Annotated in this window: 14 protein-coding genes, 1 tRNA gene and 1 pseudogene; 9 read left to right on the top strand and 7 right to left on the bottom strand. The window is 47.6% G+C overall.

Annotated features, from left to right (window positions below; genetic code table 11):
* Positions 1–103 precede the first annotated feature (103 nt).
* Positions 104–880 (bottom strand): enoyl-CoA hydratase, encoded by a 777-nt coding sequence (locus G3I67_RS13155; protein ID WP_163655998.1) that lies wholly within the window; start codon positions 878–880, stop codon positions 104–106.
* Between the two features lie 36 nt (positions 881–916).
* Between G3I67_RS13155 and G3I67_RS13150 the strand changes: the two genes are divergently transcribed.
* Genes G3I67_RS13150 through ttcA form a run of 3 tightly spaced genes read left to right on the top strand, consistent with a single transcriptional unit; the run spans position 917 to position 4,724 of the window.
* Entirely contained in the window at positions 917–2,695 is a 1,779-nt protein-coding gene (locus G3I67_RS13150; protein ID WP_163655997.1) for a M61 family metallopeptidase, read from the top strand.
* On the top strand, positions 2,695–3,789 hold the full coding sequence (gene mnmH / locus G3I67_RS13145; RefSeq protein ID WP_163656095.1) for a tRNA 2-selenouridine(34) synthase MnmH: 1,095 nt from the start codon (positions 2,695–2,697) through the stop codon (positions 3,787–3,789). Before G3I67_RS13150 ends, mnmH begins: the two co-directional genes overlap by 1 nt.
* Complete coding sequence (gene ttcA / locus G3I67_RS13140) at positions 3,789–4,724, top strand: tRNA 2-thiocytidine(32) synthetase TtcA (RefSeq protein ID WP_163655996.1); 936 nt, start codon at positions 3,789–3,791, stop codon at positions 4,722–4,724. Before mnmH ends, ttcA begins: the two co-directional genes overlap by 1 nt.
* Here ttcA and G3I67_RS13135 read toward each other — a convergent pair.
* The 5 genes from G3I67_RS13135 to hemA all read right to left on the bottom strand — a co-directional run bounded on the left by G3I67_RS13135 (position 4,721) and on the right by hemA (position 8,939).
* Positions 4,721–5,299 carry a UbiX family flavin prenyltransferase gene (locus G3I67_RS13135; protein ID WP_163655995.1) on the bottom strand — a complete coding sequence of 193 codons (579 nt, stop codon included), beginning with the start codon at positions 5,297–5,299 and terminating at the stop codon, positions 4,721–4,723. The two genes, ttcA and G3I67_RS13135, sit on opposite strands and share 4 nt — an antisense overlap.
* On the bottom strand, positions 5,296–5,622 hold the full coding sequence (gene grxD / locus G3I67_RS13130) for a Grx4 family monothiol glutaredoxin (protein WP_163655994.1): 327 nt from the start codon (positions 5,620–5,622) through the stop codon (positions 5,296–5,298). Before grxD ends, G3I67_RS13135 begins: the two co-directional genes overlap by 4 nt.
* Positions 5,623–5,682: 60 nt before the next feature.
* Positions 5,683–6,495 (bottom strand): peptide chain release factor N(5)-glutamine methyltransferase, encoded by an 813-nt coding sequence (prmC, locus tag G3I67_RS13125; protein WP_163655993.1) that lies wholly within the window; start codon positions 6,493–6,495, stop codon positions 5,683–5,685.
* A gap of 3 nt (positions 6,496–6,498) precedes the next feature.
* Entirely contained in the window at positions 6,499–7,578 is a 1,080-nt protein-coding gene (gene prfA / locus G3I67_RS13120) for a peptide chain release factor 1 (protein ID WP_163655992.1), read from the bottom strand.
* 86 nt (positions 7,579–7,664) lie between these two features.
* Positions 7,665–8,939 (bottom strand): glutamyl-tRNA reductase, encoded by a 1,275-nt coding sequence (gene hemA, locus G3I67_RS13115; RefSeq protein WP_163655991.1) that lies wholly within the window; start codon positions 8,937–8,939, stop codon positions 7,665–7,667.
* A 119-nt stretch (positions 8,940–9,058) separates the two neighbouring features.
* Between hemA and G3I67_RS13110 the strand changes: the two genes are divergently transcribed.
* A tRNA-Phe gene (locus G3I67_RS13110) sits at positions 9,059–9,134 on the top strand.
* A gap of 417 nt (positions 9,135–9,551) precedes the next feature.
* On the opposite strand, the gene G3I67_RS13105 is transcribed toward G3I67_RS13110, so the two are convergent.
* Positions 9,552–9,947: a hypothetical protein gene (locus G3I67_RS13105; protein ID WP_163655990.1), complete on the bottom strand. Its 396-nt coding sequence runs from the start codon at positions 9,945–9,947 to the stop codon at positions 9,552–9,554.
* A gap of 302 nt (positions 9,948–10,249) precedes the next feature.
* Between G3I67_RS13105 and G3I67_RS15180 the strand changes: the two are divergent.
* The 5 genes and pseudogenes from G3I67_RS15180 to G3I67_RS13085 form a co-directional block, all read left to right on the top strand.
* Positions 10,250–10,387: pseudogene (locus G3I67_RS15180) on the top strand (YccF domain-containing protein); the annotation flags it as partial.
* 18 nt (positions 10,388–10,405) lie between these two features.
* Positions 10,406–10,729 carry a YccF domain-containing protein gene (locus tag G3I67_RS15110; protein ID WP_311197123.1) on the top strand — a complete coding sequence of 108 codons (324 nt, stop codon included), beginning with the start codon at positions 10,406–10,408 and terminating at the stop codon, positions 10,727–10,729.
* Positions 10,730–10,754: 25 nt separating this feature from the next.
* Positions 10,755–11,153, top strand: coding sequence for a hypothetical protein (locus tag G3I67_RS13095; protein ID WP_163655988.1), 399 nt, complete (start codon positions 10,755–10,757; stop codon positions 11,151–11,153).
* Positions 11,154–11,465: 312 nt separating this feature from the next.
* Positions 11,466–11,633: a hypothetical protein gene (locus tag G3I67_RS13090; RefSeq protein ID WP_163655987.1), complete on the top strand. Its 168-nt coding sequence runs from the start codon at positions 11,466–11,468 to the stop codon at positions 11,631–11,633.
* A 179-nt stretch (positions 11,634–11,812) separates the two neighbouring features.
* Complete coding sequence (locus G3I67_RS13085; RefSeq protein ID WP_163655986.1) at positions 11,813–12,397, top strand: hypothetical protein; 585 nt, start codon at positions 11,813–11,815, stop codon at positions 12,395–12,397.
* The last annotated feature ends 584 nt before the right edge of the window (positions 12,398–12,981 follow it).

Here is a 12,981-nt window from a genome sequence, read left to right as displayed (position 1 = left end):
AATCTTGAATGCGCGAAACCCATCAAGTATAGCTGTTTTTTTGATAACAACGCAAACCGCCCCTCGTTCAATTAGATCCGAAGAGCGGCGAACAAAACAACACTTAGCAATGCTTGAAGTCTGGCTTACGCTTTTCGACAAATGCCGCCATCCCTTCTTTCTGATCCTGTGTTGCAAAACACGAATGAAACAGGCGACGCTCAAAGTGAACACCCTCGTTAAGAGATGATTCGAAGGCACGATTGACAGCCTCCTTAGCCATAATCGCCAAGGGCAAAGACATCGCCGAAATCACGGCTGCGACTTCCACAGCCTCATCGATCAGCTTATCCGCTCCGACGACACGCGACACCAGACTGGCTCGTTCGGCCTCGGCGGCATCCATCATTCGACCGGTTAAGACCATGTCCATCGCCTTCGACTTGCCTACTGCTCGCGGCAGGCGCTGAGTCCCGCCCGCACCGGGGATTGCGCCGATCTTGATTTCCGGCTGTCCGAACTTGGCGGTATCCGCCGCAATAATGATGTCGCACATCATGGCAAGCTCGCACCCACCCCCAAGCGCATAACCGGCAACGGCGGCAATCACAGGCTTGCGGATTTTGCGCAAAGTTTCCCAATTGCGGGTGATATATTCGCTTTTGTATACATCCATGTACGACCAGTCTTTCATCGCGCCGATGTCGGCGCCTGCTGCGAAGGCCTTTTCGCTTCCTGTAATCACGATGCAGCCGATGTTTTCGTCGGCGTCGAAAGCCAGCAATGCCGCGCCCAGTTCATCCATTAATGCGTCATTCAGTGCGTTCAATGCCTTGGGGCGATTCAGTGTCAGCAGGCCAACTCGGCCGCGTGTTTCGATCAAAATCAAAGATTCACTCATGGATGTCTCCTTAAATTTCTGCAATAAGATAGCGGGATGAATACCAAACCAATACTTTACAGCTTAGAGCCTTTTGATCCTTCAGGACACAGATTTCGCATAACGGTGACGATTCCGGCGCCCGCTGCAAGAGGCCAGGTCGTTTCTTTGCCGGCCTGGATCCCGGGAAGCTATCTAGTACGAGATTTTGCCAGACAAATCGAAACCATCGAAGCTCGTTGCGGGTCAAAAAAAATCGCTCTGACCAAAATCGGCAATCACAGCTGGCGCGCTGCCGTATGCTCCTCCCCGCTAACGATTACGACTACCGTCTACGCCTATGACCTTTCCGTTCGTGGTGCCCACCTTGATCAATCGCACGCATTTCTGAACGGGACGAGTGTATTTCTATGCATCCACGGCAGTGAAAGTCTGCCATGCGTAGTCAATCTTTTACCTCCTCCCAAACCGCTGCGCTGGTCGGTATTCACCAGTTTGTCGCAATGGGGTAAAAATCAATCAGGCAAACAGCATGCTTTCGGTAAATATCGAGCTGAAAACTACGACGCCCTGATTGATCATCCGATCGAAATGGGAAATCCGCAGGTCGCCAAATTCATGGCATGCGGCGCTAAACACGAACTTGTTTTCACCGGCAACATCCCGAACCTCGACCTGAAAAGAATCTCACAAGACGTCAAAAAAATCTGTGAAACACAAATTCGTTTCTTTGAGCCCGATACCCACCTCGCGCCATTTCTAGACTCAGCCCAACATTATGTCTTCATGACGATGGTCACAGGGGATAGCTACGGCGGCCTTGAGCATCGAGCTTCGACCGCATTAATGGCTTCGCGCAAAGATCTGCCGATCATCGGTCAGGAAAAGACTCCGGCCGGATACGAGACGTTTCTTGGTCTTGTCAGCCATGAGTACTTTCACACATGGCACGTCAAACGCATTAAACCTTCCGTTTTCGCACCTTATGATCTGACACGGGAAACCCACACGCGGTTGCTGTGGATATTCGAAGGGTTTACCTCTTATTACGACGACTTGATGTTATTAAGAAGCGGCGTAATCGATCGTCAAACCTACTTTTCGATTCTGGGCAAACAAATCAGCAGTGTTCTGAACGCGCCCGGGAGACATAAGCAATCCGTTGCAGAAAGTTCATTCGATGCGTGGACACGCTATTACAAGCAAGATGAAAACTCACCCAATGCCCTAGTGAGCTATTACACAAAAGGCTCACTCATCGCTTTAGGACTGGACCTGACCATACGCTACGCCACGCGTGATCAACATAGCCTGGATGATGTCATGCGCCTACTCTGGCATCGTTATGGTCGTGACTTTTATATTGGTGCGGGGCAAGGTCTTGCGGAGCGGGATTTTGCCAGGATTGTTCGAGAAGCCTGCGGCGTTGACGTATCTGAAGAGCTACAAAGTTGGGTACATGGCACAGTAGACGTTCCGCTCAAAAAACTATTTGCCTTGAACGGCATTGCATTAAACTTTAAAACACCCTCGCATCTGCCTTCGCTGGATGTTCGGGTACGCAAACAAGGCGAACACCTTGTGTTGGCGACCGTTTTCGAACATGGCGCTGCACATCGCGCAGGTTTGTCGGCAATGGACACTCTCGTTGCCGTCGACGGGTTGCGTGTGGATGCTTCGCAATCATCGCTGGATGCCCTGCTTGAACGCTATCAGCCCGAGGACCGAGTGACGATTCATGCATTTCGGCGCGATGAGCTCATCAGCTTCAACGTAAAACTATCAGCACCGGCAAATTCAGCCTGTGAGCTCAAAGTCATGGCGACGACAGCATGATCCGGCCCGACACCGAAGACTTCTCAACTCTATTTTTAAGCGATACGCCTTTACTCGACGTGCGTGCACCTATGGAATTCGCGCAAGGCTCGTTTCCGGGCGCCATCAACATCCCCCTAATGGATGATGACGAACGACATCGGGTCGGAATTTGCTATAAAGAAAAAGGGCAGGAAGCCGCAATCCAACTTGGTCACCAACTTGTAAGCGGATCCATCAAATCCGGGCGCGTTGCAAAATGGACCGAATTTGCGCAAGCCCATCCGAATGGTTATCTGTATTGCTTTCGTGGCGGTTTACGCTCACGAATATCCCAGCAATGGCTTGCCGAGGCCGGAATTCAGTATCCACGCATCACTGGCGGTTACAAGGCGATGCGTTCATTTTTGCTCGATTCGCTCGAGCGCCAGATCGCAGAATCATCATTTATTCTGATCGCAGGCTTCACGGGTTGCGGTAAAACACAAGTCGTCTTCGACTTAGCATCGGCCATCGATCTCGAAAAACTGGCAAATCACAGGGGCTCGAGCTTTGGTAAACACGCTTCGGATCAACCGACTCAAATCGATTTCGAAAATCGGCTCGCCATCGCACTACTTAAACTTCATGCGCAAAATAAAAATAGAATCGCGCTTGAGGATGAGTCGCGCTTAATCGGGCGATGCGCCCTCCCCCTTTCCATGCGACATGCCATGCAACATAGCCCTGTCGTCTGGGTTGAAGAATCTACCGAATCCCGCGTCGAACGCATACTGTCCGATTACGTTGAAGATCTCGGAGGACAATTCAGATCCAAATATGGCGAAGAGTTAGGGTTTGAGGCGTTTTCAAACCGATTACTCGAGAGCCTTCAGAATTTATACAAACGTCTCGGCGGCGAGAGACATGCGCGACTTTCATCGCTTATGATTCGCGCACTTCAAGAACAGAAAGCTTCTGGAAAGCTAGACCTTCACCGTGACTGGATTCGACCACTACTCATTGAGTATTACGATCCCATGTATGAACATCAGCGTGAAAGCAAAGCATCGCGGATTGTTTTCTCCGGCGATCGCAATGCCGTCACGCAATATTTAAAGCAAACAGGCTATTAATGATGCAAGCCCCCCTTACTTTCAAACCTCGCGCAATCGAAGTCAATAAAACGAGTGAAAAACAGCGAATCGATCTGAATAAGCTGTCAAAGCGTGTCATGCGCGAAGCCGGGCGTGCAATCGGTGACTACAACATGATCGAAGATGGCGATCGTGTGATGGTGTGCTTATCTGGCGGTAAGGATTCTTATGGCATGCTCGATATTTTGTTGACCTTGCGCTCACGCGCACCGATCAAGTTCGAAATCATCGCAGTGAATCTGGATCAAAAACAACCGGGTTTTCCTGCGGAGGTTTTACCCAACTATCTCAAAAATCTGGGCATTCCGTTTCACATCGAAACTGAAGACACGTACTCGATCGTTAAACGCTTAATTCCCGAAGGAAAAACTACCTGCTCCTTGTGTTCGCGCTTGCGCAGAGGGGTGCTGTATCGAGTGGCATCAGAACTTGGCGCGACCAAGATTGCATTAGGCCACCATCGCGACGATATACTAGCCACATTCTTTTTGAACCTGTTTTATGGTGCAAAAATGAAAACCATGCCACCCAAACTCGTATCCGACGATGGGCGCCATACCGTTATTCGTCCCCTGGCATATATTCCGGAGTCGGATCTAATTGCCTATGCCGACTGGAAGCAGTTTCCGATTATTCCTTGCAACCTATGTGGATCCCAGGACAATCTTAAACGTCAGGAAATCGGGCGCATGCTGGCCGAATGGGATAAGAAGGATCCGCGTCGCGCATGGAATACATTCAAGGCATTGGCAAATATAGCGCCATCGCACTTGATGGATAGAAATCTGTTTGATTTTGTCGGGCTCAAGCCAAATGGCATCGCCCAACCCGATGGAGATCACGCGTTTGATCCGGAAACATTTTCGGATGAGGACAAACAACTCTCGGCTAATTCCGATAGCGATTCGGATTAAATCGAGTCCATACCTTCCCAGCGCTGACCCTGCACATCAATTCCTACCATTTCAAGAATGCGCGAAACAGTGTGATCCACCATTTCATCGATTGACTTGGGGCGATGGTAAAAGGCAGGTAATGGCGGAAAGACAATTCCACCCATTTCCGTTACCGAGGTCATATTGCGCAAGTGCGCGAGGTTAAACGGCGTTTCGCGCACAACCATAACAAGTCGCCGACGCTCTTTAAGCGTGACATCGGCCGCTCGCGTGATCAAGTTATCAGACAATCCCATTGCCACTGCGGCCAAAGTGCGCATGGAACAAGGCACGATCACCATGCCCGCGGTAGAGAAAGCACCACTGGCAAGCGTGGCGCCAACATCACGAATGCTGTGAACATGATCAGCCATTTTGTATACATCGTGGCGATCAAGATCAAGTTCATGCTTGATATTCAACACACCGGCCGCCGACACGATCAAATGCGTTTCGACATCAGTTGCGCGTTCGCGCAACGTCTGCATCATACGCACGGCATACAGGGATCCGGTCGCTCCCGTAACACCAATCACCAGTCGGCGCTTACTCACTCGGCGGCACCTGCTTCAACGAGAGCCTGCTTGAGTTCGCCACTCTGTTCCATTTCGGTCATGATGTCTGCGCCACCGATAAATTCGCCGGCAATGTACAACTGGGGAATAGTTGGCCATTGGGAAAATTCTTTGATTCCGCTACGGACTTCTTCATCCTCAAGCACGTTAACCGTAACAAGCTTGGTGACACCGGAATTCTTAAGAATCTGGATGGCTCGGCCCGAGAAGCCGCATTGGGGGAATTGGGCAGTACCCTTCATGAACAGTACAACTGGGTTGTTGGTGACTGTTTCACGGATGAATGTTTGAACGTCGCTCATGATTTTCCTGACTGCTTTTGATGTAATTGAATGAATTGAAGAAAATTGCTAATACGCCAATTATAAAGAGCCTCCGGTCACCCGTAGAATACCCGCCAAATCAGGCAAAGACTGCACATTTTTAAAACCGGCTGACAGTAACAATTGCTGCACAGCAGCTGACTGATCGTAGCCATGCTCCAACCAGATTTGCCCATTTGGATTCAAGCGCGCGTGCGCACCCAGAATAATTTCACGAATTGCTGACAGTCCGTCCGCACCATCCGTTAACGCTATGATCGGCTCAAAACGCAAATCACCCTGAACCAAATGCGGGTCGTTCGCGACAATATACGGCGGGTTCGACACAATCAGATCAAATCGCCCCTCTGCGGGTAGGGCTTCATACCAGCTTCCTTGCCACCATTGAACCTTGGCACTATGTTTTTGAGCATTTTGTTGCGCCACAGCCAGGGCCTGAGAGCTTAAATCCGTTGCCACAACGCATGCTTTCGGTTTCTGAAGCGCCAAACTGATTGCAATGGCACCACTCCCTGTGCCCAAATCGAGAATGGTCGGGGCATCTAGCGGTCGCACTGCATTTAACCCGACCTCAACCAGTAACTCAGTCTCGGGCCTCGGAATCAGGACATCGGGCGTGACATCAAACATGTATCCCATGAATTCGCGCTGACCGAGCAGTTGTGCCATGGGCCTGCCTTGACGCCTGTGCGCTGCCATGGTCAAAAATCTGGTCGCCTTTTCGGGCTCAATCTGATCCGTATCATGCGCCAGCAACCAGGACCTCGGTTTTTGAAGGACAAATTCAAGCAGCATCCTCGCTTCAATTCGAGGCAAACCACTAACTTGCATCAAAGACTGGGGAGTTTGCATTACCTATTCGTCGCCTAGGGCTGCAAGTTGCTCGGCCTGGTGCTCGGCAATCAGCGCTCCGGTAACCTCATCAAGATCGCCTTCCATAATATTGGCCAACTTGTACAGCGTGAGATTAATGCGATGGTCAGTCAAGCGCCCTTGCGGAAAGTTATAAGTACGAATCCGCTCCGAGCGATCTCCCGAACCAACCAGACTCTTGCGCTCGGCAGCCTCTTTATCGTGACGCTCACGCTGCACCTTGTCCTTCAGGCGCGCGGCCAACACCTGCATCGCCTTGTCTTTATTGCGATGCTGTGACCGATCATCCTGGCACTCCACCACCAGTCCCGTTGGCAAATGCGTGATCCTGACGGCGGAATCAGTCTTATTGATGTGCTGACCACCCGCACCACTGGCACGGAAGGTATCGATCCGAAGCTCACTTGGATTAATCACTATCTCAGTTGCAGCATCCGCTTCCGGCAACACTGCGACCGTACACGCAGAGGTGTGAATGCGCCCCTGAGTTTCGGTTGCAGGAACACGCTGCACACGATGCGCTCCCGACTCGAACTTCAAGCGCCCATACGCCCCTTCACCATCGATGCGCACAATCACTTCGCGATAGCCTCCCAATTCGGACGGGCTTTCGGACATCAACTCAACCTTCCAGCCGCGCTGCTCGGCATAGCGTGTGTACATACGCAATAAATCACCGGAAAACAATGCGCTTTCATCTCCACCGGTACCGGCACGTATTTCGAGAAATACGCTGCGGCTGTCATCGGGATCGCGTGGCAATAACAACAATTGCAATTCACCTTCGAGCGTTTCGATACGTGCCTTGCAATCGTCCATCTCCTCAAGCGCCATGGCTTTCATTTCGGGATCGTCAAGCATCTGGCGCGCACCTTCCAGATCTGTCTCGGCCGACTCAAACGCAGTAAAAGCTTGGACAACCGGTTCAATTTCGGCTCGCTCTCGAGATAACTTTCTGTATTGCGTCATATCGTTTGCGGCATCCGGCTCAGCCAGCATCGCATCAAGTTCGACCAGTCTGCGGGATAAGTGCTCCAAGCGGGCACGCATTGATGATTTCATGGAAAGGTTCTGAATAATTATTTAACGAGTCGTGCGCCATGCAGGCGCATCAGGATTGAAGCTTACGGAGGTGAAGACTACCGCAGCTAACGGCGTTCGTTTCCTGAAGGGAACAATCTGGGCAACCATCCCAGCAACTGCTTGCGTTCAGCCTCTTCGCTGTGATTCAAGGCATTCAAGGTGCCATGCAGATATTTTTGCGTCAGTGCACGCGCCATTTGCTCAAGGACAACGTCAGGAGCATCCCCTCTGGCCAGAAATTTACGGGCACGCTCAAGCTCTTGCTCTTGAATCGATTGGGCGTTCGCCTGCAGATCACGAATAATCGGCACATTGGCCCGCACTTGCATCCAATGCATAAAATGACGCACACGATTGTCGATAATGGCTTCCGCCTGGACAACCGCAGCCTCGCGAGCATCTGTTCCGGACTGCACCACCACACCTAAATCATCAACCGAGTACAAGTAAACATCGTCAAGGCGTGCAACTTCGGGTTCGATGTCGCGCGGCACAGCCAAATCAACCATCACGATAGGCTTGCGCCTGCGCAGCTTGGTCGCACGCTCTACCATGCCCAGCCCAAGAATGGGCAATGAACTCGCTGTGCAAGACACAACCACGTCAAACTCCGCCAGTCTTTCAGGCAAATCGCTTAGTCGCATGACAGCAGCATCGAATCGATTGGCAAGTGTCTCGGCACGTTCGATCGTACGGTTTGCGACAACAATGGATGCGGGTTGTTGCGCGGCAAAGTGCGTTGCGCACAGTTCAATCATTTCGCCTGCACCGATAAAGAGCACTTTACAGTCGCCAAGATTACCGAAAACACGCTCAGCCAAACGAACCGCCGCAGCCGCCATGGAAACAGACTGGGCACCAATCGCCGTTGTCGTGCGAACCTCTTTCGCAACTGAAAACGTTTTTTGAAACAGCTGGTGCAGTAATGTGCCAAGCGCACCCGCTTCATCGGCAGTGCGTACGGCGTCCTTCAATTGACCGAGAATCTGGGTTTCACCCAGGACCATCGAGTCCAGCCCGCTGGCAACCCGGAAGGCATGGCGCACGGCCTCGTCACGATCAAGCATATAGAGATGCGGCCTGAGCACACCCGCCTCTATTTGGTTGAATTCAGCCAACCAGGTCGGCAATTGATCGGTGACATGCGGCTCAGCGGCGCAATATAGCTCGGTTCGGTTACAAGTCGACAGAATCGCAGCCTCTTTAACTGCCCCGCCAAACGAACTGCGCAAGGCATTCAAGGCCGGTTGAACCAAGTCTTCTGGCATGGAAACACGCTCGCGCACCGAAACCGGAGCCGAGACATGATTCAGACCCAAAGCGAGGACATTAACCGTCATGAAATGATGGACTACGTATAAAACCGTTCAGGAAATGTTCGCATTATAGTGCTCAGCCCTCCTTTGGGGTTGGATTTCAGCAGCAAGTTATTTTTTGGTGTAATATCTCGCCCTTAGATGGCCCGGTAGCTCAGTCGGTAGAGCAGAGGATTGAAAATCCTTGTGTCGGTGGTTCGATTCCGCCCCGGGCCACCAAAATTTTCCTGCGTGAATCAGCGGAAATGGTAGGAAATGGTAGTAAAGAAATTTGTGATTTTTTGTGATTTTTTTCTCCCTACCCAAACCATAGTACAAACCGCACTCCTTGATACCTTTATAAATCAATGAGTTATGCGTGTGCCACGAAATACAAACGGCCCTTCTTTGAGGGGCCGTTTTGTTTCTAACCTCCTAATTTGTTATCCGAGTAATTGCGCGAGTGTCTGCAGCATTTTGCGGCCGTTTTCGTCTTTAGATAACCTTGCGTCATTTACTTGCGCCTCTTGCGACTACTTACGGTCAAACCCATCACTTCTTCAGCAATGGCAACAACACAGTGTTACATTGAAACCCGCCTTGGAGTGATGCGTAACGCTGTGGAGCTAATCTAATCATCAGCCACAATTCAAACTTTTATTCGCTGCATGCCAGCAAATAGGTAGTGATTTTTGCTTTGTTGTTTACCTTGTATTCTTGCAGGAATGCATCAGTTCCCAGCAATCCTCCCCTTAGCAATACTTGTAAACCTGAGCCCAATTGCGAAACGCAGCTGTCAAAACTTTTCCCAGACTTCAGGCAAGGTTCAATTTGCTTATGGCCGTCAATTGCACCTTGACGTGCCTTAGCCCATTTCTGCATATACGCTTTGTTAGCAGCCGGAAGAGGACCAACTCTTTGCTCGTATAGATTATTGATTGCAATGCATTTTCCAATCATTTCGAGCTGCTCGCTCGCGCTATCAGCTACTGCAACGTTCGCACAGAGGATAGTAGTCAAGCCGGCGATTCCTTTAATTAAACAGTTTTTCATACGGGCTCCTTTAAAAATTGTGGCATTCCCCAAAATTCATAGACATTTTCATAACGTATTTTGACGTCTTTCTGTCGTTTTAGCTTTTCCTTTTAAAAAGTCATTGGCCAATTAAATTGGCAAAGTCAATTAATGCCAACCAATCTCTTTTGTCAAAAAACAATGTGAATTTTTCGTAATTTAGTTCTTTTATTGCCAATTTGGTAAATAATCTATATCTTTTGAATAGCAGATTTAATGCAACTATTTATTTCATTCATTCTTTAATATGGTCGCACTAGTTCGAATCAACATTCAAAGGGATGGTAATGGCACTACTTGGAAATATTTGCTGGTTCATATTCGGAGGTTGGCTGACGTTTCTGCTGTATACACTCGCTGCAATCATTTTTTTTCCAATGTTCATACCTCTATTTCGACTTGCCAGATATTCTGCGTGGCCGTTTGGTCGAACAATAGTGACTCAAGCCGAACTTCAAAAATATAGAAAAATTAGTGGTGCAGGCCACAAAACATCAATCACTGAACAAACATTCCGCATAACAAGTGGATTTTTAAACATCGTTTGGATGTTCACCTTTGGATGGATTTTGGCGCTTGTACATTTTGTTTCGGCAGTGATTAATCTTGCGTTTTTCTGGATGATTTTCACAATACCGAATATCAGTGGGAATTGGAAACTGATGAGCGTTGCTCTTATGCCATTCAATAAAGTTATCGTTCCATCTGAAATAGCCAAAGAAATTAGGATCGCCATCAGTAGAAATCAACTCAATATTTAATTTCAATTTTTTAATAGGATGAGAAATGAAATATTTATCTTTATTTAAGATTCTTGCGACAGCATTACTTGTAACAACTTCCAACATTGCAAAAAGTGACGTCCTTTTAGAGTGCAAGAATGCTCAAGCAATTCCATTACCTCTTGAGATTTCTCTAAATGAATCAAACAAATCGGGCACAGTAAAAATGCAGTTTAGCAAACAGACAAAATGTGAATACATTGCCCAAAACTGGATATATTCACCAGATGAAATTCGTTTTGAATTTCATATTGACACAGATAGTTGCGGGCGCAATTTATCCCCTCTATTGCTAGCGAAATTAGATAGAAAATCAGGGAAATTAATTCTTGCGCAGGCTAACGGCTCTGGTGACGTTGTTGATCTTGACTGTTCTAGATCTGAAAATGCAAATAAATTTTAAAAATTAAATATGCATTTGAGACCACTAATACGACGTCTCAAATTAAATAGGTCTAAAAAAGCAAATTTTCAGGTGTACTAATGCAAGGTTTACGCTTACTTATAAAGCACATAAATAAGATTAGGAATAGCAATATGAAACACTCCTTTTTTCTATCCTCAGCCTTACTTCTAGCAGTCTCATTTCATGTTCAGGCAGCGTGTAACAACCCCGCACCGCGAGCGTTGCCTTTTGTTGTTCCGCCTGGTCAAAGTTGTCCGAGCAACTATAGCCAAAGCGGTACAACATGTAACCCAAATTCAGGAGCAGGCTATGCATTCGTTGTCTCTTCAGGCCAGAGTTGCCCAAGCAACTATGGACAGAGTGGAAGGGTTTGTGTTGCCAATAGCGGCGCCTGTTATGCATTCTATGTTGGAACAGGAAGCTGCCCATCTGGTTATGGTCAATCTGGAGGCGTATGCGTCTCGAATTAAGTCCTAATTCTTGAGTGCTTCAGAAAATGAATTTGTATACGTTATTTTCGTTTGCCTAATATCTTTCCAAAGTGCTTATGATTGGTCAGTTCAGGGCGACAAACAATCGCGTTAGAGAGGGATTTTCGTTTATTACCGTCAATAGTTTTTAATTTTAATTCACTTCATAAGATAAGAGACCATGAAATGCTTTACTTCAAAAAATTAATAGTACTACTTGGTTTATTTTTTTTAGTCGGATCACAAGCAGTTCAAGCCAATACTGACTTTGAAAAGGCAATTCAAGGCCGTTGGCTTTCTGAAATTACTGAAGAAATTCCTAGTGATGCCGATACAACCAATGGAGTAATGAAAATGATTGGAGTTGATGAGTACCTAGGTAACGGTGCACTTAACATGCAAGGCCAATTATTAATGACCTTTAACTATAAAAATGGTACGCAAATTATAGCTTCTTGGTTGATCAATGCAGCTGGCGAATGGCAAATTAAAAACGATCTCATATATGAAAAAATTGTTGATATCAGAGCAATTCCTGACTTTGTAAAGCTCAATGGGAGCCTGCTATCTGCCGATGATCAAAAAAATTTCTTTCAACAATCCGGATTCAAAATTGAAGATTTAATACCTAAAGGTCAAACATCTGAAGATCAAATCATTTCTATCAACGATAAATCTTTTGGATACAAAACAAAAAACGACCAAGGGAATTATGACGTTCGTAATAAAACTAAAACAAACGCGGGATTTTCCACATATCAAATTAAATAGATCGGATAACCTGAAACCAATCCTAAAGCTCCTTTACGTACGAGCATACTCTTGAACTAGTAATAACAAGGTACAAATATGTAAAAAACGAGGAATGCGCGGAAATCAGGGTCATGGCTAACATTCGCTCAAAATGGCTCGTTTTAGGCAGGTTTTGCGAAAAGCCTAACACTACTTAGTGAGCGTATTTATCAGTACTACCCCTCCTGCGCCACCAAAATTTTTCAGGGTAAATGAGCGCAAATGGTAGGAAATAGTAGTAAAGAAATTTGTGATTTTTTGTGATTTTTTTCTGCCTACCCAAACCATAATACAAACCGCACTCCTTGATACCTTTATAAATCAATGAGTTATGCGTGTGCCACGAAATATAAAAGGCCCCTCGTTGAGGGGCCTTTTGTTTCTAACCTCCTAATTTGCTATCCGGGTAATTGCGCGAGTGTCTGCAACAATGTGCGTAATGCTCCGGTCATTACCGTCTTGCAATAACAATAATATTCAAATACTGCGTGGTTAATGCCAATTCCGGATTATCGTGACCGATGATTCCGATTTATCGTGACCAGGCCAGAGCACAAATTTCA

Origin of the sequence: Sheuella amnicola (assembly GCF_010499255.1) — a bacterium.
Classification (GTDB): Bacteria; Pseudomonadota; Gammaproteobacteria; order Burkholderiales; family Burkholderiaceae_B; genus Zwartia; species Zwartia amnicola.
Note: the sequence above shows the minus strand (reverse complement) of the source record. Positions and strands in the feature narration are given on the sequence as shown.

Excerpts from the sequence above, each read along its gene's own strand:
- ttcA (WP_163655996.1), top strand. The coding sequence starts at position 3,789 with ATGATGCAAGCCCCCCTTACTTTCAAACCTCGCGCAATCGAAGTCAAT.
- G3I67_RS13085 (WP_163655986.1), top strand. The coding sequence starts at position 11,813 with ATGCTTTACTTCAAAAAATTAATAGTACTACTTGGTTTATTTTTTTTA.
- G3I67_RS13095 (WP_163655988.1), top strand. The coding sequence starts at position 10,755 with ATGAAATATTTATCTTTATTTAAGATTCTTGCGACAGCATTACTTGTA.
- prmC (WP_163655993.1), bottom strand. The coding sequence starts at position 6,495 with ATGCAAACTCCCCAGTCTTTGATGCAAGTTAGTGGTTTGCCTCGAATT.
- G3I67_RS13105 (WP_163655990.1), bottom strand. The coding sequence starts at position 9,947 with ATGAAAAACTGTTTAATTAAAGGAATCGCCGGCTTGACTACTATCCTC.
- grxD (WP_163655994.1), bottom strand. The coding sequence starts at position 5,622 with ATGAGCGACGTTCAAACATTCATCCGTGAAACAGTCACCAACAACCCA.
- hemA (WP_163655991.1), bottom strand. The coding sequence starts at position 8,939 with ATGACGGTTAATGTCCTCGCTTTGGGTCTGAATCATGTCTCGGCTCCG.
- prfA (WP_163655992.1), bottom strand. The coding sequence starts at position 7,578 with ATGAAATCATCAATGCGTGCCCGCTTGGAGCACTTATCCCGCAGACTG.
- G3I67_RS13150 (WP_163655997.1), top strand. The coding sequence starts at position 917 with ATGAATACCAAACCAATACTTTACAGCTTAGAGCCTTTTGATCCTTCA.
- G3I67_RS13090 (WP_163655987.1), top strand. The coding sequence starts at position 11,466 with ATGCATTCGTTGTCTCTTCAGGCCAGAGTTGCCCAAGCAACTATGGAC.
- G3I67_RS13155 (WP_163655998.1), bottom strand. The coding sequence starts at position 880 with ATGAGTGAATCTTTGATTTTGATCGAAACACGCGGCCGAGTTGGCCTG.